Below are 21747 nucleotides of genomic sequence, written 5' to 3' on the forward strand. Positions count from 1 at the left end.
GTTCGGCGGCCGCCGGGCCGCCTACGCTCGCGGGCAGCGGACCGACGTCGATGTATGCAAGGGGGATGCCGTGGCACGTAGCGCGCTGCTGATCGGCCCGCGCACCGGGGACCTGCAGGGCGTCGGCAACGACGTCCAGGCCATGGCCACGGCGCTGCGGGCGTGGGACTTCGACATCACGCCGTGCGTGGGCGACGACGCCACCCGGGCCGGGATCCTGGCCGCGTACGAGCAGCTGATCGCCGAGGCGGAGCCGGACGACGCGATCGTCGTCTTCTACAGCGGGCACGGCGGCTACTGCCTGCCCCCGGAGCACGAGCGGACGGCGTCGCTGCCGTCGCGGATCCAGTTCATCGTGCCGTCCGATTTCGACGAGTCGCAGCCCGGCGACTTCCGGGGCATCACCGACCTGGAGCTGTCCGGGCTGCTGGCCCGGCTGACGGAGCGGACCCGCAACGTCACCGTGGTGCTGGACTGCTGTCACGCCGCGCACATGTCCCGGGACCCGGACCGCATCGTGAAGGCGCTGTCGGTGCCCGCGTCGTACGCCCTGCTCTCGGCGCACCTGGACCGGGTGGGCCGGCAGGACCCCGCGTTCCGGCAGCGCCTGGCGCCGGAGGGCAACCCGGACGCGGTACGGGTCGTCGCCTGCGCGCCCGAGCAGTCCGCCTACGAGTACGCCGTTGCGGCAGGGCGCTCGATGGGGATGCTGACCGAGGCGCTCACCGGGGCGCTCACCGAGGCGCGGGACGGCGGACTCACCGTCTCCTGGGCGACCGTGGTCGATCGGGTGCGCACGCGGGTGCTGACCAAGATGCCGACGCAGCGCCCGGAGGTGGAGGGCCCGGCGCGGCGCATGCTGTTCGAGCGGACGGAGACCGACACAGTGGCCACGCTGCCGGTGTCGGCCGAGGGCAGCCGCCTCAAGCTGGCCGGCGCCCTGCTGCTGGGGGTGCGGCCGGGTGACGAGTTCGTGATCATGCCGCCGGACAGCGCCGGCCCGGACGAGCGGAGCAAGCTCGGCGACGTCCAGGTGGAGAAGATCGTGGACGGCGCGGCGTGGGGCCGGTTCCGGCCGCGGCAGCCGGACACCGCGGTGCCGCTCGGGGCGTGCGCGCACCGCAGCCGGGTGGCGGCCCCGGCCCTGCCGGTGCGGGTGCCCGGCTCCGATCCGCGCTGCGCAGACCTGGTCCGGGCGATGAGCGCGTCGGCGCTGGTGCGGGTGGCGGAGCCCGGCGAGCGGGCCGACGTCGAGGTGCGGATCGATGAGGCGGGCGCGCTGACCGTGCACGACCGGATCGGCCCGCTGCATTTGGCGGCGCGCGCCGACGCGCCGGGCATCGCGCGGGTCGTGCAGGACCTCAAGCGCCTGGCCCAGGCCCAGATGCTGCGCCGCCTGGCGGAGGAGCCGGGCGGCGGCCTCGCCGCCCCGCTCGAGGTCGAGTTCGGGGTGGTCCGCAGCGGCACGGCGCACCCGGCCGCGCCGGACCGTCCGCTCTACCTGGACGAGCCGGTCTACGTGAAGGTGCGTAACGGCGGCCCGGACGTCGTGTGGGTCTCCCTGCTGGACATCGGCGTGGCGGCGCGGATCGCGCTGCTCAACACCTCCTCGCCGTCGGGGGTCCGGTTGGTGCCGGGCGGGGAGTTCGTGCTCGGCCGCGACGACCGTACGGGAGAGCTGCCCGGCGCGCGGCTGGAGTGGCCGGAGGGCCTGGACCGGGGCGGCCCCCGGCCCGAGACGATCGTCGTGCTGGCCACCTCGAAGCCGGTGGACATGCGCGTCATTGAGCAGCACGGTCTGGCGCGCGGCGGGTCCGCGCTGGAGGGCTTCCTCGACCAGTTGCGCACCGGGCTCAGCCGGGACGTGGTGCCGCCGACGCCGAGCGGGCTCCGGTTCGCCGTGCGAACCATCGACTTCGAGCTGGTGCCGGTGCTCGCCCCGCCGGGCGAGGAGCCCGTCTTCCAGGTGGACGAGCGGCCCGGGGTCACCGGCCGGTTCTGGCGGCCCCGGGGAGCGGCCCCGGCGGCGGTCGCGGTGCGGCTGTCGGACCTGGTAGTGCACCACAACCGGGCCTTCCGCGAGGCCGACATCCGGATCGACACGGTGCTCACCACCGCCGGGCCGGGCGGCCGGCCCGCCTACCAGGCGCACACCGAGCGGTTCCGCGACATCCGGGACGGCCAGCGGCTGCCCCTGGACGATCTGCAGGTCTTCCACGGGCCGGTGGACGGCTACCTGGACGTGGCCGTGTGGGTGTCCCGGGACGACCGGGAGAGCCTGGCGCTGAGCGACCTGCTCGCGCAGACGCTGACCGACGCCGAACTCCAGGCGGCGATGGGCCAGGTGGGCACGCTGCTGGTGGCGGCGCCGCAGGCGGCCGTCGCGATCGCGGCCGTGGGCGCCGGGGCGGTCATCGTCAACGCCGCGTACCGGCTGCTGCGCGGCGCCCACGGCAACAGCATCGGGCTGTACCGGACCACGTTGCTGGCCGGGGAGAACTTCGGCGTCGGCCGCTCCCCGGGCCGGACGGCGGTGCGCGCACAGGACTTCTCGTTCCGCTACCGGGTCGAGGAGGTCGCCGCGCCGTCCGTCAGTTCTCGGCAGGAGTCGGGTCGCGACGTGAAGGAAGGAACCCGGGTATGAGCCGCAAGCGCGTCATCATCGGCCAGGCGGAGTTCGGCATCCCTGAGAAGCGGGTCGACGAGGTCACCGCGCAGGTCAAGTCGGCGATGGAGAACGGCGAGACCGCCACGCTCCAGCTGCTGGACGGGGCCGGCCGCGAGGTCACCGTCTACCTGAACGGCAAGGCGGCGGCGCTGGTCGTGGTGGACCTCGACCCGGGCTCGAAGCCGAGCGAGATCTCGGGCTGAGCCCTCCGCCACAGCCCGAACCGAGCTCCCTCCACCGCCGTCGGGGCGGCCTGGGGGGAGCTCCGTCGTGTGTGGATGAAACTTCCACATCCGGCACGAGCGGTATCGGTGGATCGAGATCGGGTGTTGTGTCGCGGGCCACGACTGTGCAAACATGGCACCCGTTCGCGTTTGGGAGCGCGCCCACGCGATCTTGCCGCCGAGGGCAACCCGTTGAGGGACGGCGGTTTCACCGGCCTTGACCGGCCGTTTTGGCACGCTGTTCCGCCCGCCGGGTTCGGGCGTCCGTACCGCCTCATCGGCATGCCGCCGTGGCCCCGCCACGGCTCGATGCCGACGCCGTGTCCCCGTCGGGGACGCGTCACCGCCCAAGGAGATGGCATGAAATTCCCGATCAGGCTGTCCGCGCGGCGCAAGGCTGTTGCGCTGAGCGGCGCGACCACCCTGGTGGTCGCGGGCCTCATCACGCTTCCCGCGACCATGGCGCACGCCGCGCCGGGCTGCGACATCACGTACACCACCAACGACTGGTCGGAGGGCGCCGGCACCGGCGGCTTCACCGGCACCGTGGTCGTCAAGAACACCGGTGACGCGCTCACCAACTGGACGCTGAAGTTCGCCTTCCCCGGCGGCCAGACGTTCACCCAGGGCTGGTCGGCCACCTGGTCCGCCTCCGGCGCCAACGTGACCGCGACCGCGCTCGACTGGAACAAGAACCTGGCCACCGGCGCGTCGACCAGCCTCGGCTTCAACGGCCGCTGGACCGGCAGCAACCCCAAGCCGACCGCGTTCACGCTCAACGGCGTGACCTGCACGACCGGCGGGGTCACCCCGAGCCCGAGCACCTCGGCCAGCCCGAGTGCGAGCCCGAGCGCGTCGGCGAGCCCCAGCGCGAGCCCGAGCAGCAGCCCCAGCGCCTCGCCGAGCAGCAGCCCGAGCGCGTCGCCGAGCGCGAGCAGCAGCCCGATCCCGGGCGTCAAGGTCGACAACCCGTACGTCGGCGCGACCGGCTACGTCAACCCGAACTGGCGGTCCAAGGCCATCGCCGAGCCGGGCGGCTCGCGCGTGGCCAACACCTCCACCGGTGTGTGGCTGGACCGCATCGCGGCCATCGCGGGCAGCAGCACCACGATGGGCCTGCGGGCGCACCTGGACGAGGCGCTGGTGCAGGACGCCGCCAACGGCTCCGCCGCGCTGACCATCCAGTTCGTGATCTACAACCTGCCCGGCCGGGACTGCTCGGCGCTGGCCTCCAACGGTGAGCTGGGCGTCGACGAGCTGCCGCGCTACAAGTCGGAGTACATCGACCCGATCGCGGCGATCATGGCGGACAGCAAGTACCGCAACCTGCGCATCGTCGCGGTCATCGAGATCGACTCGCTGCCGAACCTGGTGACCAACCTCAACGTGGCCAAGTGCGCCACGATGAACTCCAACGGCGGCTACGTCAAGGGCGTCGGCTACGCGCTGAACAAGCTGGGCGCGATCTCGAACGTGTACAACTACATCGACTCGGGCCACCACGGCTGGCTGGGCTGGGACACCAACTTCGGCCCGACCGCGGTCAAGCTGAAGGAGGCGGCCACCGCCGAGGGCAGCACCGTCAACAACGTGCACGGCTTCATCACCAACACCGCCAACTACTCTGCGCTGGTCGAGCCGTACATCAACATCAGCGGCACCATCGGCGGCCAGCCGGTGCGCCAGGCCAAGTGGATCGACTGGAACTACTACGCCGACGAGCTGTCGTTCGCGCAGGCGTTCCGCAACCGCCTGGTCCAGGAGGGCTTCAACTCCAACATCGGCATGCTGATCGACACCTCGCGCAACGGCTGGGGCAACTGCGTGCAGACCCCGTGCCAGTCGATCCAGACCACGCGGCCGACCGCGGCCAGCACCTCGACCGTGCTGGACACCTACATCAACCAGTCGCGCATCGACCGGCGTATCCACCTCGGCAACTGGTGCAACCAGGCCGGTGCCGGCATGGGCGAGCGCCCGACCGCCGCGCCGCAGTCGGGTATCGACGCCTACGTGTGGATCAAGCCTCCGGGCGAGTCGGACGGCTCCAGCTCCCTCATCCCGAACGACGAGGGCAAGGGCTTCGACCGGATGTGCGACCCGACCTACACCGGTAACGAGCGCAACGGCAACAGCCTCTCCGGCGCGCTGCCCAACGCCCCGATCTCCGGCCAGTGGTTCTCGGCCCAGTTCCAGCAGCTGATGGCCAACGCGTACCCGCCGCTGTCCTGACCGGACGAAGGCATGAAGAAGGGCGTTCCCCGCAGGGGGAACGCCCTTCCCTGTGCTCAGCCCGCCAGGCCGACCCGGTCGAGCACCCAGGCGTTGATGAACGCCTCCTCGCGCCAGGCGTCGTAACGCCCGGACGGTCCGCCGTGCCCGGCCCCCATCTCGGTCTTGAGCAGGTAGTGCCCCTCCGGCGCGGTGTGCCGCAGCGCGGCGATCCACTTGGCCGGCTCGCTGTACCGCACCCGCGTGTCGTTGAGGCTGGTCACCGCCAGGATCGGCGGGTACTCCAGCGCCGCCACGTTCTCGTACGGCGAGTAGCCCTTCATGTACGCGTACACCTCGGGCGACTCCAGCGGGTTGCCCCACTCCTCCCACTCGGTCACCGTCAGCGGCAGCGACGGGTCGAGGATCGAGGAGAGCGGGTCCACGAACGGCACCTGGGCCACCACCCCGGCGAACGCGTCCGGGGCGAGGTTGGCCACCGCGCCCATCAGCAGCCCGCCCGCCGAGCCGCCGCGCGCGATGATCCGGTCCGCGCTGGACCAGCCGCTCTTGGCCAGGTGCCGGGCGCAGGCCACGAAGTCGGTGAAGGTGTTGCGCTTGTGCAGCAGCTTGCCCTCGTCGTACCAGCGCCGCCCCAGCTCGCCGCCACCGCGCACGTGCGCCACCGCGAAGATGACGCCCCGCTCCAGCAGCGACAGCCGCGGGATGGAGAACCACGGGTCCATGCTCGACTCGTACGAGCCGTAGCCGTAGAGCACGCACGGCGCCGAGCCGTCCAGCGGCGTGCCCGCGCGGCAGACCAGCGAGATCGGCACGCCGGTGTTGTCGTCGGCGGTGGCCCACACCCGGTGCTGCTCGTAGCGGGCCGGGTCGAACGCGACGCCGTCCGGGCCGGGCAGCACCGGCTTGCGCTTGCGCAGCAGCAGCTCGCCGGTGGCCACCACGTAGTCGAACACCGAGTCCGGCGTGACCAGCGAGGTGTACGTCAGCCGGAGCTGGTCGGCCTGGTAGTCCGGGTTGCCGGACAGGCCCACCGTGTAGAGCGGCTCGGGGAAGGTGATGTCGCGCGGCTTCGAGGTCGGCTCCCCCACGATCGGGTAGAGGCGCAGGCCGGTGAGGCCGTCGCGGCGCAGCGACACCACGAACAGGTCGGCGAAGGCGTCCACCCCTTCCAGGCGTACGCCCGGGGTGTGCCCGATCAGCTCGCGCCAGTCGGCCGGGGCGTCCACGGACGCCTCGGCCAGGGTGAAGTCCTCGGCGTCGCGGTTGTGCAGGATCAGCAGCCGGTCGCCCTGCGGCTCGACGGCGTACTCCAGGCCCTGCTCGCGCGGCGCGACCACGCGCGGCGCGGCGGTCGGGTCGTCGGCCGGGATCAGCCAGACCTCGCTGGTCACCTTGCTGTGGATGTCGATCTGGAGGAAGCGCTGGGAGCGGCTCAGCTCGACACCCATCCAGAAGCGCTCGTCTGCCTCCTCCAGCACCAGGGCGTCCTCGCCGGTGGCGCCGACCGCGTGCCGCCAGACCCGGTGCGGGCGCCAGGCCTCGTCCACGGTCAGGTAGAACAGCTGCGACCCGTCCAGCGACCAGGCGCTGCCGTAGAACGCGCCCTCGATCCGGTCGGGCAGGATCTCGCCGGTGGCCAGGTCCTTGATCTGCAGCGTGAAGCGCTCCTCGCCGGTGAAGTCGGTGGAGAAGGCGAGCAGCCGCCCGTCGGGGCTCACGTCCAGCGTGCCGAGCGAGAAGAAGTCGTGCCCGGCGGCCAGCTCGTTGCCGTCCAGCAGGATCTCCTCGCCGGGCAGCGGCGCGCCGTCGCCGGGCGCGGGCGGGGCGGTCTCGCCCGCCGCCACGGCGCGGCGGCACTGGATGCCGTACTGCTTGCCGGCCTCGGTACGGGCGTAGTACCAGTAGGCGCCCTTGCGGACGGGCACCGACAGGTCGGTCTCCTGGGTACGGCCCTTGATCTCGCCGAACAGGGTCTCGCGCAGGCCCGCCAGGTGGGCGGTGGCCCGCTCGGTCCAGGCGTTCTCGGCCTCCAGGTAGGCGGTGACCGCCGGATCGTCCTTCTGCTCCAGCCAGGCGTACTCGTCGAGGACGGAGTCGCCGTGGTGGGTGCGTGTGCTCGCGATCCGCTGTGCGACAGGAGCGGTGGTCGGCCCGCTGGGGAGATCGGAAGTCATGGCGGTAACGCTACCGAAAGAGCGGGTACCGGGGCAGCGATGATTGCCGCAAGCGAAATCGGTGGGGTACGATCGAACACGTGTACTAATCGGCAGTAGGCATGCCTGGCCGGCCGGGCGCTGATCTCGCATTTGTGCGCTACGTGAAGATTTCTCTCGCGCGGGTCGCCAGCCCGCGGGCACGCGAGGTGAACTGTTGTCAGGAGCGGCACCTCCATTCGGGTTGGAGCAGGGATGACGGCACCGGTGCGCGAGGAATCCGAGCTGGACGAGCTACGGCTCGGCTGCCCGGTACGGCCTTCCGGCCCGCGGGACGCGGTCGACGGCGCCCGGGTGCGCTGGGTCGCCACCCCGCGCGACCTCGGCGAGGCCGCCACGCTGATGGCGCGGGCACACGAGCTGGGCCTCACCGTGCTGCCGCGCGGCGGCGGTTCCAAGATCACATGGCTCGACCCGCCCGCCGTGATCGACCTGCTGGTCGACCTCGCCGACCTCGCCGCCATCCGGTACGACGAGCGCACCGAGCTGCTCACCGTCGGTGCGGGGGCCGGCGTCGCCGTGGCGCAGGACGTGCTCGCCCGCTCGGGCCGGCGGCTCGCGCTCGACCCGCCCTCGCCGCGGGCCACCTTCGGCGGGGTGCTGGCCGCTGCCGAGTTCGGACCGCTGACCCACCTCTACGGCCCGCCCGCGGTCCAGGTCGTGGACGCGACCGTGGTGCTGCCCGACGGCACCGTGACCACCGTCGCCGACCGGGCGAAGCTGCTCGGCTCGGGCATCTACGACCTGCGCTGGACCCACCCCGGCGCACCGCACCAGGCCAGCCTGGTGGTCGGGGCCACCCTGCGGACCTACCCGCAGCCGCCCGCCGCGGCCTGGGTGGTCTGCCCGGTGCTGCAGCCGCTGCAGGTGGCCACGCTGCGCGACGACGTGCTCTCGGCCAACCTGGCGCCCGCCGCGATCGAGCTGGACATGCCGGGCGTACGCCGCACCCCGCAGGCCGGCGGGCGGCGGGACGCGACCGGGGTGCTGGCCGTGCTGTTGGAGGGGTCGACGATCAGCCTCGCCGACCGGGCCCGGCTGCTGGTGCACCGGCTGGGCGGCCACGCCTACCTGACCTCCCAGGCCCCGGCCTGGTGGGGGCGCTACCCGTTCCGCCCCGACGAGGTGGCGGTGCGGCTCTACGCGCCCTCGGGCGACCTGCACTCGGTCTGCTACGCGCTGGTCGACGCGGTCGGCTCGCCGGTGCCGGTGCGCGGCAGCATCGGCGTGGGCCAGGCCTGGGCCGCGGTGCCCGCCGACCTGCCGCCCGGCCGCCTGATCGCCGTGCTGGAGACGTTGCGGGAGGTGCTGCTGGCGCGCAGCGGCTCCGCTGTGGTGCAGGCCGCCCCGCCGCACCTGCGTGAGCTGCTCGCGCCGTACCGCGTGCCATAATTCGTACGCTGTGATCGAGACTGATGAGCCGGCTGAGCGCCCCGCGCGGTACCCGGCAGAAGCGCCCGCCTCCCAGGCCCTCTTCGACCGGGCGGCGGCCATCGTCCCCGGCGGCGTGAACTCGCCCGTCCGGGCGTTCCGCGCTGTGGGCGGCACCCCACGTTTCATGGTCCGCGGCGAGGGCCCCTGGCTCTTCGACGCGGACGGCCGCCGGTATGCGGACCTCGTCTGCTCCTGGGGCCCGCTGCTGCTCGGCCACGCCCACCCCGAGGTCGTCGCCGCCATCCAGGACGCCGCGACCCGGGGCACCAGCTTCGGCACCCCGACGCCGGGTGAGGTCGAGCTGGCCGAGGAGCTGGTCGCGCGCACCGCGGCCGAGCAGATCCGGCTGGTGAACTCCGGCACCGAGGCGACCATGTCGGCGATCCGGCTGGCCCGCGGCCACACCGGGCGCTCGAAGATCATCAAGTTCGCCGGCTGCTACCACGGGCACGTGGACGCGCTGCTGGCGGCGGCCGGGTCCGGCGTGGCCACGCTCGCCCTGCCCGACTCGCCCGGCGTCACCGGCGCGGGCGCCTCCGAGACCATCGTGCTGCCGTACAACGACCTGGCCGCGGTCGAGCAGGCGTTCGCCGCGCACGGCGCGGACATCGCCGCGATCATCACCGAGGCCGCCGCGGGCAACATGGGCGTGGTCGCCCCGCTGCCCGGCTTCAACGCGGGCCTGGCCGAGCTGGCCCACCGCCATGGTGCGCTGCTCATCATGGACGAGGTGATGACCGGGTTCCGGGTGTCGCGCAGCGGCTGGCAGGGCCTGGAGCCGGTGGACGCCGACCTGTGGACCTTCGGCAAGGTGATGGGCGGCGGCCTGCCTGCCGCGGCGTTCGGCGGCCGTGCCGACGTGATGTCCCGGCTGGCCCCGGCCGGCCCGGTCTACCAGGCGGGCACCCTGTCCGGTAACCCGCTGGCCTGCGCGGCGGGCCTGGCCACGCTGCGGCTGGCCGACGACGCCGTGTACGCCCGGCTCGACGCCACCGCGGCCACGATCAGCGGCCTGGCCGTGAAGGCGCTGGCGGAGGCGGGCGTGCCGCACCGGCTGGCCACCGCGGGCAGCATGTTCTCCATCTTCTTCACCGACGCCGAGGTGCGCGACTACGACGGCGCCCGGCAGCAGAACGTGGCCGCGTTCAAGGCGTTCTTCCACAGCATGCTGGCCCAGGGCGTCTACCTGCCGCCCAGCGCGTTCGAGTCGTGGTTCGTCTCGGCCGCCATCGACGACGAGGCCCTGGAGCACATCGCCGCGGCCCTGCCCGCCGCGGCCCGCGCGGCGGCGCAGCAGTCATGAGAACGGTCGTCCACCTGCTCCGGCATGGTGAGGTGCACAACCCGGACAAGGTGCTGTACGGGCGGCTGCCGGGGTTCCAGCTCAGCGGGCTGGGCCAGCAGATGGCCAAGGCGGCCGCCACCGCGCTGGCCGAGCGGGACATCACCTACCTCGTGTCCAGCCCGCTGGAGCGGGCGCAGCTGACCGCCCAGCCCTTCGCCGAGCAGCTCGGCCTGCCGGTGCGCCTCGACCCGAACCTGATCGAGAGCGGGAACTACTTCGAGGGCATGCGGGTCGGCGCGGGCGACAGCGCGCTGCGTGATCCGCGCCACTGGTGGGTGCTGCGCAACCCGCTCAAGCCCAGCTGGGGCGAGCCCTACCGGCTCATCGCCGCCCGGATGATCCTCGCCCTGCACGCCGCCCGCGAGCACGCGCGCGGCCATGAGGCGGTGGCGGTCTCGCACCAGCTTCCGATCTGGACGCTGCGCTGCGCGCTGGAGGGCCGACGGCTGTGGCACGACCCGCGCCGCCGCCAGTGCGGCCTGGCCAGCCTGACCTCCTTCGTCTTCGAGGGTGATCAGTTGGCGCAGATCACATACTCCGAGCCGGCAGCCCACCTGGGACCCGGGACCGGGCTCGGGGCATGATGGGGCGCGTGACATCGCGCCCCCGCACCCACGCCCGCCGCGCCGTGCTGGCGTTCGCCGTGGCCGGGCTGGCCACCTCCGCCCTGGCCGCGTGCGGCGCGGACGAGAAGCCGCCCGCCGTCGGCGACGTGCTGCGCTTCCAGCCCGCCCAGCGTAAGGCCGCCCCCGCGGTCACCGGCGAGCTGCTCGACGGCGGCTCGTACGACCTGGCCGCCCAGCGCGGCAGCGTGGTCGTGGTGAACTTCTGGGCGAGCTGGTGCGCGCCGTGCCGGCTGGAGGCCGCCGACCTGGAACAGGTCGCCAAGGACACGGCGAGCCTCGGCGTCACCTTCCTCGGGATCAACAACCGCGACGACCGGGACAAGGCCAAGGCGTTCACGGCCGCCCGCAACTCGTACCCGAGCATCTTCGACCCGGGCGGCCGGGTGGCCCTGGGCTTCACCGACATGCCTCCTGTCTCCACCCCTGCCACGCTGATCATCGACCGGCAGGGCCGGGTCGCCGCGGTGGTGCGCAAGGCGACCAACATCGCCGAGCTGGGCCCGATCGTGCGCGAGATCGCCGCGGAAAAGGCCGGCTGATGCGCCGGGTGGACGCCTGATGGGCAACGACTTCGTCGCCGTGGTCAACGGCGGGCCGCTGCTGCTGGCCGTGGCCGTGGCGGCGCTCGCCGGGCTGGTCAGCTTCCTGTCGCCGTGCGTGCTGCCGCTGGTGCCCGGCTACCTGTCGTACGTCACCGGCCTGGTCGGTGCCGACCTCGACGCCACCCTCGGCGACGACCGCACCGGCCTGGGCCGGGCCCGGCGCGGCCGGGTGCTGGCCGGGGTGCTGCTGTTCATCGCCGGGTTCGCGGCCGTGTTCCTGACCACGAGCATCGCCTTCGCGCAGATCGGGCGGGTGCTGCTCACCCACGAGCGGGCGCTGCAGACCGGCGTCGGCGTGCTGATCGTGCTGTTCGGGCTGGCGTTCCTCGGTGTCGTGCCGGGCCTGGACAACGAGCGGCGGATCCAGAAGCTGCCGCAGGCCGGGCTGTGGGGCGCGCCCGTGTTCGGCGCGGTGTTCGCGCTGAGCTGGGTGCCGTGCCTGTCGCCGACGCTGGGCGCGGTCGGCACGCTCGCCCTGGTCTACGGCGACACCGGCCGCGCCGTGGTGCTGGGCCTGGCCTACTGCCTCGGCATCGGCCTGCCCTTCCTCGCGCTCGGGCTGGGCATGCGCAAGCTCGGCGGGGTGGTCGGTTTCATCCGGCGCAACTCGCGCTGGGTCACCCGGTTCGGCGGCGCGCTGCTGATCGTCGTCGGGCTCGCCCTGATCACCGGCGGCTGGAACGACTTCCTGATCTGGCTCCGGGGCACCTTCGGCGTGGGCTCGGTGTCGATATGAGCCGCCCGCGAAGCACCGGACGGGCCCGCGTGAGCATGCCGGGCGCGCACGGCGAGAGGCAGTCATGACCAGCCAGAAGTTCACCGCCGAGCGCACCGCCGAGGACACGCCGCTGGGCGAGCAGCCGCCGGAACGGCGTACCCCCGGAATCGGCGCGGCCGCGTGGGCCGCGGCGCGCAACGGATGGCGGCAGCTCACCAGCATGCGCACCGCGCTGGTGCTGCTGTTCCTGCTGGCCGTGGCCGCGATCCCGGGCTCGATCCTGCCGCAGCGCTCGGTCAAGGTCGAGGACGTGCAGCGTTACTACGCCGCCAACCCCGACCTGGCCCCGATCGTGGACCGGCTGTGGGGCTTCGACGTGTACGCCTCACCCTGGTTCGCCGCGATCTACCTGCTGCTGTTCACCTCGCTGATCGGCTGCGTCACCCCGCGCCTGGCCGACCACGTCCGGGCCCTGCGCACCCCGCCGCCGGACGCGCCCAAGAACCTGCACCGCCTGCCGCAGCACGCCGAGCTGGGGGCGGCGGTCGACGCCGCCGCGGCGAAGGCGGCGCTGCGCGGCTGGCGCACCGTGCGCCGGGAGCAGGCCGACGGCACGGTCACCCTGGCCGCCGAGAAGGGCTTCCTGAAGGAGACCGGCAACCTGCTGTTCCACAGCTCGCTGCTGGTCATCCTGATCGGGGTCGGCCTCGGCTCGCAGTGGGGCTGGCACGCCGGGCGGCTCATCGTCGCCGGCCCGGAGCAGGTGTTCTGCAACACCGTGCAGCAGTACGACGACTTCGGGCTCGGCCCGCGCGTCACCGCCGGCGACCTGCCCGGCTTCTGCCTGGAGCTGACCGACTTCCGCGCCGAGTTCCACGACGACGGCATGCCGATCTCCTTCGAGGCGGACGTGGCCGTGAGCGACGCCGCGCACGGTGATCTGGGGCGGCGCTCGTTCCGGGTGAACCACCCGCTGCGCCTCGACGGCGCGAACGTGTACCTGCTCGGGCACGGGTACGCCCCGGTGCTGCGGTACACCGACGCGGCCGGGGTCTCCCAGGAGACCGTCGTCCCGTTCCCGTTCACGGACCAGACGCTGACCAGCTCCGGCGTGGCGGCGTTCCCGGACGCGAACGGCAGCGACAAGGCGAAGCAGATGGCCTTCGAGGGCCTCTACCTGCCGACCGCGAACCAGGCCCCGTACATCCGCTCCGAGCACCCCGAGGAGCGCAACCCGGCGCTCATGCTGACGGCGTACCGCGGCGACCTCGGGCTGGACGCGGGCATCCCCAGCTCGGTGTACGAGCTGGACCAGCGGCAGATCGAGACCGGCCGGCTCAAGCGCTACGGCGAGGCGAAGCTGCTCCGGCCCGGGGAGACCTGGACCCTGGAGGACGGCAGCAGGCTCCAGTTCCTGGGCACCCGGCAGTGGATCACGGTGTCCATCCGGCACGACCCGGGCGAGCCGATCGTGCTGACCGGCGCGGTGCTGCTGCTGGCCGGCCTGCCGCTGTCGCTGTACGGCCGCCGCCGCCGGGTGTGGCTGCGGCTGCACCCCGACGGACGCGCCGAGGCGGGCGGCCTGCCGCGCACCGAATACCCCGGCTTCGAAGACGAGTTCCGCTCCCTGGTGGAAAGGTGGCAACGGTAGTGGCAGCACTCTCCGACAACCTCATGGTCTGCACGGTGCTGGTGTACCTGGTCGCGATGCTGCTGCACGCCGCCGAGTACGCCTTCGGCGACCGCGGCCGCATCGGCTCCGCCGCCTCGGCGCCCGCCGCCGAGCGCGAGAAGGAGCTGGTCGGCGCCGGCGCCCCGGTGACCACCAAGACCTCGCACGGCGGCTACGCGGCCCCGGACGTGATCGAGTCCGGCGGCGACCGGCCGTCGCTGGCGAGCCGGCTCGGGTTCTTCGCGGTCGTCGCGACGGTCCTCGGCGCCGCCGCGCACGCGGGCAGCGTGGTGACCCGCGGGCTGGCCGCCGAGCGGCTGCCGTTCGGCAACATGTACGAGTTCGTCATGGCGATCACGCTGCTCGGCGTGGTGGTCTGGCTGGTCACCCTGTTCTTCCAGCAGCAGGTGCGCCACCTGGGCCTGTTCGTGATGCTGTTCGAGGTGCTGCTGGTCGGCGTGGCCGGGATGGTGCTCTACACCCCGGTCGGGCCGCTGGTGCCGGCGCTGGACTCCTACTGGTTCGGCATCCACATCGGCGCGGTCGCCGTCTCGTCCAGCCTGTTCATGATCGGCGGCGCCGCCTCGATCATGTACCTGGTGCGCTCCGGCTACGACCGGGGCAAGCGCGGCTTCCTCTACGCCTTCGGCGGCCGCCTGGCCAACGCCGAGGCGGTGGAGCGGCTCAGCTTCCGGCTGCACGCGTTCGCGTTCCCGATCTGGACCTTCGGCGTCACGGCGGGCGCGATCTGGGCCGAGGTCTCCTGGGGCCGCTACTGGGGCTGGGACCCGAAGGAGGTCTGGGCCTTCATCTCCTGGGTCGTCTACGCGGGCTACCTGCACGCCCGCGCCACGCCCAGCATCAAGCGCACCACCGCCGCCTGGATCGCCGTCATCGGCTTCCTGACGATGCTGATGAACCTCTTCGGCGTCAACATCTTCTTCACCGGCCTCCACTCCTACGGCGGCGTCTAGAGCAGAAGGAAGGGCACCTTCTTAACGCTATGCGTAGAGGAAGGTGCCCTTCTTAACGCCCGCAGGAAGCCGGTCACCAGAGGCGGTCGATGACTCCGGGGTACAGGGCCACCCGGGTGCCGGGGAAGGTGTGAGCCTGGGCGCAGGCCCTGCCCGTGAAGAAGGCGGCCATGGTGACCTTGTCGAACCGGTCGGACGGGAACGGGTCCTCGGGCGTGCCGCCGATCAGCACCGCGCCGGGCAGGTGCGGCCAGCCGGCGCTCTCGTAGAAGCCGCGCAGCTCGCTGTCGCAGGTGAAGATGCCGAGGTCCGCTCCGCTGCGCTCGATCGTGTCGCGGGCCGCGGCGACCAACCGCCGGCCGTGGCCCCGCCCGCGGTGCCTGCTGCCGGTCACCACCCGGCTCAGCCCGCGTGCCAGGAAGCGCTGCCCGGCGTGGGTGATCTCCTTGGTCAGGATGTCGAGTGCCGCGACGACGATGCCGGTGTCGTCGACGAGCAGCATGGCGATCGGGGCAAGCGCCGGGTCGTGCCACTGGCCGGCGTCGTCATCCTCGCCGGGCCCGTCATCCTCGCGGTGCCCGTCATCCTCGCCGTGCTCGGCACCCTTGCCCTCGTGCGTGGCACCCTCGTCGGTCGGCCAGGCCTCCTCCTGCAGCGCGAGCGCTTGGCGGCGCAGTGCGGCGGGGGTGTCGCGCTCGGCGAAGGTCACGATTCGCATGGCGCAGCAGCCTAACCCTGACCCCTGTCCTGGGCCGGGCCCTGTCCTGGGGCCGAGCCCTGTCCCGGGCCGGGCCTGGCCGGACCGGCTGGGCCTGGCCGGACATGCGGCGGTGCCGACGTGGCAGCTCCCGGTGTTCGCTGCCGAGCGAGCGGCTGCTGCTGGCAAGATCGCGAGTTCGTGTCCAAACCTGGCGCCAGACCCCACCTTTGGACACGAACCCGCGATCATGGCCGCGCCTGGTGTGGCGCGGCCCTCCCCAGGGGGTTAAGAAGGTGCCCTTCCTCTACGGAAAACGATAAGAAGGTGCCCTTCCTTTCAGCAGGTCGCGGTGGTCCAGGTGGTGTACGGGCGCTGCCAGGTGAGGCAGTACGTCGCGAAGGCGGCGCCCGGGTCGGTGGGCACGTCGGCGTTCCACGGCCGCAGGGGTGCGTCGGGGGCGGGTTTGAGGGCGACGTCGTCGACGGTCAGCGGCGGGATGCGGAGGGTGCCGGGGTGGGCGGGGTCGGCGTGGACCTCGACGTACTGCTCGATCTGGGCCTGGCCGGTGAGCGGGAGCGGGCGGCTGGTGAGCAGGTGCCAGGTGTCGCCCCACCACAGCCAGGCCTGCCAGGCGGGGCTCGCCCCGGCGGACTCGGTCTGCAGGTGCAGCCACACCCGGTCGCCCGGCCTGACGTCGTACTGGTCGTAGAAAGCCCACGCCCGGGTCGCCGTGTCGTACGTGTAGACGCGCTGGCGTCCCGTGCCCGACCAGCCGGTCTCGGTCCAGCCGACCTCCAGCCAGGCGGCCCCGTCGCCGGTCTTGGCCATGAAACGGGCGGCGACGAAGTCGTACGTGCCGGGCCGCGCCGCGACGTCGCCGACCTCGATCCGGCCGAGCACCCCGGACCAGCGCCCGCGCGTGGTGGCGCCGAGGTGGTGGTAGCCGGGGCTCGGCACGGCCGCGGCCACGGGCTGCACGACCGTCGCGTGGGAGCGGCAGGCGCCCGGCGCGTGCAGGCTGGGCGGGCCGCTGGGCGCGGTGACGGAGGCGGGACGGCCGACGGGGCAGTCGGGCATCGCGCCGGCGTGGGCGGGGGCGCAGCCTGCGGTGAGGGCGAGCAGCACGACCGCCGCGAGGCGGGCGAGGCGGGGGTTCACATCCCGGTCAACCGGCCGGGACGGGCGCGGGTGACGATGCCGTACGCCGCACCGCGTCGCCCCTCCCCAGCGGGGTGACGGCACGGATGCGAGGATGCCTGCATGGCGGCACCGCGTTTCCCCTTCGACGACCTGCAGGGCTTCCTCGGCGCGCTGGAGCGGGCCGGCGAGTTGCACCGGGTCAAGGTCCCCGTCGATCCCACGCTGGAGATCAGCGAGATCGTCACCCGTACGGTGCGGGCCAAGGGCCCGGCCCTGCTGTTCGAGAAGCCGACGCGCGGCATGATGCCGCTCGCGATCAACATCTTCGGCAGCGACCGCCGGATGGCGATGGCGCTGGGTGTGGACGACTTCGACGAGATCGGCTCGCGCATCGGCGAGCTGGCCAAGCCGGAGCTGCCGCAGGGCTTCAGCGGCATGATGGACGGTCTCGGCAAGATCATGCAGCTCAAGTCGCTGCCCCCGAAGCGGGTCAAGAGCGCACCCTGCCAGGAGGTCGTGCTCAAGGGCGCCGAGGTCGACCTGAACATGCTGCCCGGCCTGCAGATGTGGCCCGGGGACGGCGGGATCTACCACAACTACGGGTTGACCCATACCAAGCACCCGGAAACCGGGAAGCGCAATCTGGGTCTCTACCGGCTGCAGCAGCACTCGCACAACACGATCGGCATGCACTGGCAGATCCACAAGGACTCGACGGCGCACCACGCGGTGGCCGAGCGGCGGGGCGAGCGCCTGCCGGTGGCGGTCGCGTTCGGCGCCGACCCGGTGGTGTCCTACTCGGCGAGTGCGCCGCTGCCCGGTGACATCGACGAGTACCTGTTCGCCGGGTTTCTGCGCGGGGAGCGGGTGGAGCTGGTCGACTGCCTGACCGTGCCGCTGCAGGTGCCCGCCAACGCCAACATCATCCTGGAGGGGTGGGTCGAGCCGGGCGAGCGGCTGCCGGAGGGCCCGTTCGGCGACCACACCGGCTTCTACACGCCGGTGGAGCCGTTCCCGGTGATGCACGTCGAGGCGATCACGATGCGCCGCGACCCGATCTACCACTCGATCATCACGAGCAAGCCGCCGCAGGAGGACGGGCCGATCGGCCGTGCCACCGAGCGCATCTTCCTGCCGCTCATCAAGATCCTGGTGCCGGACATCGTGGACTACCACATGCCCGAGGCGGGCGTGTTCCACAACTGCCTGGTCGTCGCGATCAACAAGCGGTACCCGAAGCACGCGCAGAAGGTGATGAGCGCCGTCTGGGGCGCCCACCTGCTCAGCCTCACCAAGCTGATCGTGGTGGTCGACGACGACTGCGACCCGCGTGACCTGCAGGAGGTCGCGTTCCGCGCGTTCGGCAACGTCGACTACGCCCACGACCTGGTGCTCACGCAGGGGCCGGTGGACCACCTCGACCACGCGTCGTACCAGCAGTTCTGGGGCGGCAAGGCCGGCGTCGACGCCACCCGCAAGCTGCCCACCGAGGGTTACACCCGCGGCTGGCCGGAGGAGATGCGGATGGCCCCCGAGGTCGTCGCGAAGGTCGACAAGCGGTGGAAGGAGTACGGGCTCCCCGAGGGCTCGTCCCGAGGGGACCGGAGGTCGAGCAAGTGAGCACCGCCACCGCGGTTCCCGAGCTGGAGCGGCCCGGGAAGGTCAAGTCGTTCCTGAAGCTGGTCGCGATCGAGCACTCGGTGTTCGCGCTGCCCTTCGCGTACCTGTCCGCGCTCGTCGCGATGGACCGCGAGCTGGGGCGCATCGACTGGCTCGTGCTGCTGCTGATCACGGTCGCCATGGTCGGCGCGCGCACGTTCGCCATGGCCGCGAACCGGATCATCGACCGGCACATCGACGCCCGCAACCCGCGCACCGCCCAGCGTGAGCTGGTCACGGGAGCGGTGAGCGTGCGCACCGCCTGGCTCGGCGCGATCGTCGCGCTGGTGGTGTTCATGGGTGCCGCGCTGGCGCTCAATCCGCTGTGCGCGCTGCTCGCGCCGCTGGCGGTGGTGCCGCTGGTGCTGTATCCGTACGGCAAGCGGTTCACCGACTGGCCGCACGCGATCCTGGCGCTGGCTCAGGCGGTCGGCCCGATCGGGGCGTGGCTCGCGGTCACCGGCACCTTCGCCGGGTCGGGTCCGGCCTGGCTGCTCGGCCTGGCCGTGGGCCTGTGGATCGGCGGCTTCGACCTGATCTACGCCTGCCAGGATGCCGAGGTCGACCGGCAGATCGGCGTCCGCAGCGTGCCCGCCCGCTACGGCGTGCGCGCCGCGCTGCTGATCTCGACGCTGACCCACGTGGTGACGTTCGCGCTGTTCGTGTGGTTCGGCATCTGGGTGGGCCTGGGCTGGCCGTGGTGGATCGGGCTGGCGCTGACCGCGGGGGCGTTCGCCTACCAGCACGTCATCGTGACCCCGACGGATCTTTCGAAGGTCAACCGCGCGTTCTTCACCGCCAACGGGTTCGTGGGGATCGCGCTCTTCGTCTTCGCGGTGCTCGCGCTGATCGTCTAGGGCGTTGATCGCTATCTCGTGTCAGAACCTGTGGTCTGACTGCACTTTCTGACACGAACTCGCGATCATGCCACCGCGGACTCAGCGCGGGTCAGCGGTGGCCGAGGTGGCCGGTCCAGCGGGTGAGCAGCGTGTGCGGGACGCCGGCCGCGTCGAGGACCTTGCCGGCGACGAAGTCGACGAGTTGCTGGGCGGTGGCGTCCGCGCCGGAGCCGTAGAAGCCGGGGCTCGCCGGGAGCACCACCGCGCCGGAGTCGATCAGCTCGACCAGGTGCAGCAGGTGGCTGCGGGTCACCGGGGTCTCCCGCGGCACGATCACCACGGGGCGCCGCTCCTTCAGGTTCACCTCTGCGGCGCGCTGGAGCAGGTCCTTGGACAGGCCGAGGGCGATGCCCGCGCAGGCGGCGGTCGACGCGGGCACCACGATCATGCCCCGAGCCTGGTACGAGCCGCTGCTGGGCCCGGCGGCGAGGTCGCCCGCGGGCCAGTAGCGCAGGTCGGCGCCGTCGACCGGGACGCCCAGCCAGGCCGCCAGGTCCTCGCGCCAGTGCGCGTCGCGGAACGCCTGCCCGGTCTCGTCGAGGATGGTCAGCCGCGCCGCCCGGGACACCACGAGGTCGACGGCCTCGCCCGCGTCGCACAACGCCCGCAGCACCGCGGCGGCGTACGGCGTGCCGGACGCGCCGGACACCCCCACTATCCAGGGCGTACGCGGGGCGTCGGCGGCGGGCACACCGAAACACTATCCGGCTGGTTGACCGGCCCCACGCCCGCGCCTAGCCTCGGCGCATGCGAGCCCAGCCCGCCGACGTCCGGATCGCGGTCGAGATCGTCGTCAACCGCCCGGTGGAGCACGTGTTCGCGTACCTCTCCGATCTGCGGCACGATCCGCACTGGTGGGGCGGCATCCACTCGTCGCGCCGGCTCACCGGGGACGGCGGCGTGGGCACGGTCTACGAGCTGGACGCGACGCTGCTGCGGGTGCGGCACCAGACCACGATCGAGGTGATCGCGCAGGAGCCGCCGCTGCGCCAGACCATCCGGGTGCGCACGGGGCCGCTGCCGTACACGGCCTACTACGAGTGGACCCCGGAGACGCCCGAGCGGACCCGGTTCCGGCTGGTCGCCGAGATCGTCGCGGCCCGGCCCTGGCGCTGGTTCGGCCCGCTGCTCAGCCCGCTGCTGTCGCTACTGGCCCGCCGCTACTTCCGGCGGGTGCCCGCGATCCTGGAGGCCACGCTGCCGGAGTGACCGGCTCAGACGGCGTACTCGCCGAGCGGGTCGGTGTGCGCGTGGGAGTACATGCGCTCGTGGAAGCGCACGAAGCGCTCGACGACGGCGCTCGCCCGGCGGTCCTTCAGCCTGGCGTCGAGCGCCGCGAGGCCGGCCGCGAGCCGGGCGCTGTGCAGCGCGTACAGGCCGGAGTAGTAGGCGAGGCTGTCCGCCAGCGCGGCCAGCGCGCTGGTCGCGTCGGGGGCGCGGCGGGCATGCCACAGGGCGACGTTGGCCTCGCCGTTGAGGATGTCCTTCTGCAGCCGGTTGAAGGTGTGGTCGGGGTCGTCGCCCGCGGCGAGCATGGCGATGGCGTCCTCGGTGCTCTCCCGGCCGCTGCGCTGGCAGGCCAGGGCGATCCGGTTGAGCAGCGCGCCCTGCTGCACCGGCGGCAGGCGCAGCAGCCGGGTGCCGATGTCGTTCTGCAGCCGCACCAGCAGCGCGGCGTCGGCGAGCAGGTCGCTGAGGCTGCCGTCGGCGAGCACGTCGCGGTGTGCGGGGACCGGCGCCAGCACGTCGTTCAGCACGCACACGAGGTAGCCCAGGGTCGGCACGACGAGGATCGTGTGACCGCCGAGCGTGGCGAGTTCCAGCCGGGAGACGTGTTCGGCGCGCAGCGTGCGCTCGACGGCGCCGTACCGGTCGGCCAGCCCCTGGCGCACCAGCGATCCCGTGGGCAGGCCGGCGACGGTGTCGACCAGGTCGCGGCAGCTCTCCACATTGGTGACCAGCGCCGCCCACAGGCCGTACTCGACGTCGAGCAGCAGCGGGGCGGCCCCGCCGACGTGGCGGGTGTACTCCTCGGCCATCCCGGCGAGTTTGCCGCCCACCAGGCTCTGCTCGAACCGGGACGCGTGGCGGGCGGCCTCCCGGGCCGGGCCGGACAGCAGCAGCACCGCGGGGGTACGCCGGTCCGGCAGCAGCGCCTGCAGCATGGCCCGGTTGAGCGCGCCGATGAGGTCGCGCCGCCGCTGCCGGGACAGGTCGAGGTCGGGCTGCCCGAGCCCGATGCCGAGGTCGTCGGAGACCACCTCGAAGACCTGGTAGGCGTTCATCTGCCCGGCGAAGCGGAGCATGGTGGGCCAGTCGTCCTCGTCCACCAGCCCGCTGAGCAGCCGGGTGTTCATGGTGACGAGCTGGATGACCCCGGTGCTCTGCAGGTATTCGTGGCGGCGGGGGTTGGCCGGAGAGTAGGCCCAGGCGGTGAAGTCGCGGTAGGGGCCGGCGGGCATGTGCCGCGCGATCGTCTCGGTCAGCGCCGAGCACGTCGCGTCCAGCAACTGGGCGGCGCGCCGGTTGGTTGGCATGCGGGCGACTCGTTCCTCCGGTCCGGCACGGGCCACGCCGGTCGGTGGCCCGTGGGGCGGAACCCGGCGCGTGCCTGTCGCGGATTGCCGTGTTCCGGGGC

General features: G+C 72.6%; 18 protein-coding genes. 13 read left to right on the top strand and 5 right to left on the bottom strand.

Translation table 11 applies throughout. The features are described 5' to 3' along the window. Positions 1 to 70: 70 nt before the first annotated feature. From CS0771_RS07965 to CS0771_RS07975, 3 genes are all read left to right on the top strand, one after another. Entirely contained in the window at positions 71 to 2644 is a 2574-nt protein-coding gene (locus CS0771_RS07965; protein WP_212840422.1) for a caspase family protein, read from the top strand. After that, positions 2641 to 2871: a hypothetical protein gene (locus tag CS0771_RS07970; protein WP_212840423.1), complete on the top strand. Its 231-nt coding sequence runs from the start codon at positions 2641 to 2643 to the stop codon at positions 2869 to 2871. The genes CS0771_RS07965 and CS0771_RS07970 overlap by 4 nt, the downstream gene beginning before the upstream one ends. Before the next feature lie 381 nt (positions 2872 to 3252). Then, positions 3253 to 5124, top strand: coding sequence for a glycoside hydrolase family 6 protein (locus tag CS0771_RS07975; protein WP_244870670.1), 1872 nt, complete (start codon positions 3253 to 3255; stop codon positions 5122 to 5124). Positions 5125 to 5180: 56 nt separating this feature from the next. Here CS0771_RS07975 and CS0771_RS07980 read toward each other — a convergent pair whose 3' ends face one another. After that, positions 5181 to 7301 (bottom strand): S9 family peptidase, encoded by a 2121-nt coding sequence (locus CS0771_RS07980; protein ID WP_212840424.1) that lies wholly within the window; start codon positions 7299 to 7301, stop codon positions 5181 to 5183. Between the two features lie 234 nt (positions 7302 to 7535). Between CS0771_RS07980 and CS0771_RS07985 the strand changes: the two genes are divergently transcribed. From CS0771_RS07985 to ccsB, 7 genes are all read left to right on the top strand, one after another. Then, positions 7536 to 8732 (top strand): FAD-binding oxidoreductase, encoded by a 1197-nt coding sequence (locus CS0771_RS07985; RefSeq protein WP_212840425.1) that lies wholly within the window; start codon positions 7536 to 7538, stop codon positions 8730 to 8732. A 13-nt stretch (positions 8733 to 8745) separates the two neighbouring features. Continuing rightward, positions 8746 to 10077: a glutamate-1-semialdehyde 2,1-aminomutase gene (gene hemL / locus CS0771_RS07990; RefSeq protein WP_212845689.1), complete on the top strand. Its 1332-nt coding sequence runs from the start codon at positions 8746 to 8748 to the stop codon at positions 10075 to 10077. Next, positions 10074 to 10703 (top strand): histidine phosphatase family protein, encoded by a 630-nt coding sequence (locus tag CS0771_RS07995; RefSeq protein ID WP_212840426.1) that lies wholly within the window; start codon positions 10074 to 10076, stop codon positions 10701 to 10703. Before hemL ends, CS0771_RS07995 begins: the two co-directional genes overlap by 4 nt. A gap of 8 nt (positions 10704 to 10711) precedes the next feature. Further along, on the top strand, positions 10712 to 11284 hold the full coding sequence (locus tag CS0771_RS08000; protein WP_371821363.1) for a TlpA family protein disulfide reductase: 573 nt from the start codon (positions 10712 to 10714) through the stop codon (positions 11282 to 11284). Between the two features lie 19 nt (positions 11285 to 11303). Further along, positions 11304 to 12083 (top strand): cytochrome c biogenesis CcdA family protein, encoded by a 780-nt coding sequence (locus CS0771_RS08005; RefSeq protein ID WP_212840427.1) that lies wholly within the window; start codon positions 11304 to 11306, stop codon positions 12081 to 12083. Between the two features lie 64 nt (positions 12084 to 12147). Beyond that, positions 12148 to 13716: a cytochrome c biogenesis protein ResB gene (locus tag CS0771_RS08010; RefSeq protein WP_212840428.1), complete on the top strand. Its 1569-nt coding sequence runs from the start codon at positions 12148 to 12150 to the stop codon at positions 13714 to 13716. After that, positions 13716 to 14711 carry a c-type cytochrome biogenesis protein CcsB gene (gene ccsB / locus CS0771_RS08015; RefSeq protein ID WP_212840429.1) on the top strand — a complete coding sequence of 332 codons (996 nt, stop codon included), beginning with the start codon at positions 13716 to 13718 and terminating at the stop codon, positions 14709 to 14711. The genes CS0771_RS08010 and ccsB overlap by 1 nt, the downstream gene beginning before the upstream one ends. Positions 14712 to 14784: 73 nt before the next feature. Here the strand turns inward: ccsB and CS0771_RS08020 are convergent, their stop codons facing one another. Together CS0771_RS08020 and CS0771_RS08025 are read right to left on the bottom strand one after the other, a co-directional pair. After that, on the bottom strand, positions 14785 to 15429 hold the full coding sequence (locus CS0771_RS08020; RefSeq protein ID WP_212840430.1) for a GNAT family N-acetyltransferase: 645 nt from the start codon (positions 15427 to 15429) through the stop codon (positions 14785 to 14787). Positions 15430 to 15747: 318 nt separating this feature from the next. Then, the gene (locus CS0771_RS08025; RefSeq protein ID WP_244870671.1) at positions 15748 to 16569 is read right to left on the bottom strand and encodes a hypothetical protein; all 822 of its coding nucleotides are present in this window, start codon (positions 16567 to 16569) and stop codon (positions 15748 to 15750) included. A gap of 102 nt (positions 16570 to 16671) precedes the next feature. Between CS0771_RS08025 and CS0771_RS08030 the strand changes: the two genes are divergently transcribed. Both CS0771_RS08030 and mqnP read left to right on the top strand, forming a co-directional pair. After that, positions 16672 to 18171, top strand: a complete 1500-nt coding sequence (locus CS0771_RS08030; protein WP_212840431.1) for a menaquinone biosynthesis decarboxylase — start codon at positions 16672 to 16674, stop codon at positions 18169 to 18171. Continuing rightward, positions 18168 to 19067: a menaquinone biosynthesis prenyltransferase MqnP gene (mqnP, locus tag CS0771_RS08035; protein ID WP_212840432.1), complete on the top strand. Its 900-nt coding sequence runs from the start codon at positions 18168 to 18170 to the stop codon at positions 19065 to 19067. Before CS0771_RS08030 ends, mqnP begins: the two co-directional genes overlap by 4 nt. Positions 19068 to 19158: 91 nt before the next feature. On the opposite strand, the gene CS0771_RS08040 is transcribed toward mqnP, so the two are convergent. Then, positions 19159 to 19800 carry a UbiX family flavin prenyltransferase gene (locus CS0771_RS08040; RefSeq protein ID WP_212840433.1) on the bottom strand — a complete coding sequence of 214 codons (642 nt, stop codon included), beginning with the start codon at positions 19798 to 19800 and terminating at the stop codon, positions 19159 to 19161. Positions 19801 to 19856: 56 nt separating this feature from the next. Between CS0771_RS08040 and CS0771_RS08045 the strand changes: the two genes are divergently transcribed. Then, on the top strand, positions 19857 to 20318 hold the full coding sequence (locus tag CS0771_RS08045; RefSeq protein WP_212840434.1) for an SRPBCC family protein: 462 nt from the start codon (positions 19857 to 19859) through the stop codon (positions 20316 to 20318). Positions 20319 to 20323: 5 nt separating this feature from the next. Here the strand turns inward: CS0771_RS08045 and CS0771_RS08050 are convergent, their stop codons facing one another. Continuing rightward, positions 20324 to 21646 carry a hypothetical protein gene (locus CS0771_RS08050; RefSeq protein WP_212840435.1) on the bottom strand — a complete coding sequence of 441 codons (1323 nt, stop codon included), beginning with the start codon at positions 21644 to 21646 and terminating at the stop codon, positions 20324 to 20326. Between the last annotated feature and the right edge of the window lie 101 nt (positions 21647 to 21747).

It is taken from the genome of Catellatospora sp. IY07-71 (assembly GCF_018326265.1).
GTDB lineage: Bacteria > Actinomycetota > Actinomycetes > Mycobacteriales > Micromonosporaceae > Catellatospora.

Bases quoted from the DNA above. Each gene is read 5' to 3' on its own strand.
- CS0771_RS08020 (WP_212840430.1), bottom strand. From the start codon at position 15,429: ATGCGAATCGTGACCTTCGCCGAGCGCGACACCCCCGCCGCACTGCGC.
- CS0771_RS07975 (WP_244870670.1), top strand. From the start codon at position 3,253: ATGAAATTCCCGATCAGGCTGTCCGCGCGGCGCAAGGCTGTTGCGCTG.
- CS0771_RS07970 (WP_212840423.1), top strand. From the start codon at position 2,641: ATGAGCCGCAAGCGCGTCATCATCGGCCAGGCGGAGTTCGGCATCCCT.
- CS0771_RS08045 (WP_212840434.1), top strand. From the start codon at position 19,857: ATGCGAGCCCAGCCCGCCGACGTCCGGATCGCGGTCGAGATCGTCGTC.
- CS0771_RS07995 (WP_212840426.1), top strand. From the start codon at position 10,074: ATGAGAACGGTCGTCCACCTGCTCCGGCATGGTGAGGTGCACAACCCG.
- CS0771_RS08005 (WP_212840427.1), top strand. From the start codon at position 11,304: ATGGGCAACGACTTCGTCGCCGTGGTCAACGGCGGGCCGCTGCTGCTG.
- CS0771_RS07980 (WP_212840424.1), bottom strand. From the start codon at position 7,301: ATGACTTCCGATCTCCCCAGCGGGCCGACCACCGCTCCTGTCGCACAG.
- CS0771_RS08010 (WP_212840428.1), top strand. From the start codon at position 12,148: ATGACCAGCCAGAAGTTCACCGCCGAGCGCACCGCCGAGGACACGCCG.
- CS0771_RS08030 (WP_212840431.1), top strand. From the start codon at position 16,672: ATGGCGGCACCGCGTTTCCCCTTCGACGACCTGCAGGGCTTCCTCGGC.
- CS0771_RS07985 (WP_212840425.1), top strand. From the start codon at position 7,536: ATGACGGCACCGGTGCGCGAGGAATCCGAGCTGGACGAGCTACGGCTC.
- CS0771_RS08050 (WP_212840435.1), bottom strand. From the start codon at position 21,646: ATGCCAACCAACCGGCGCGCCGCCCAGTTGCTGGACGCGACGTGCTCG.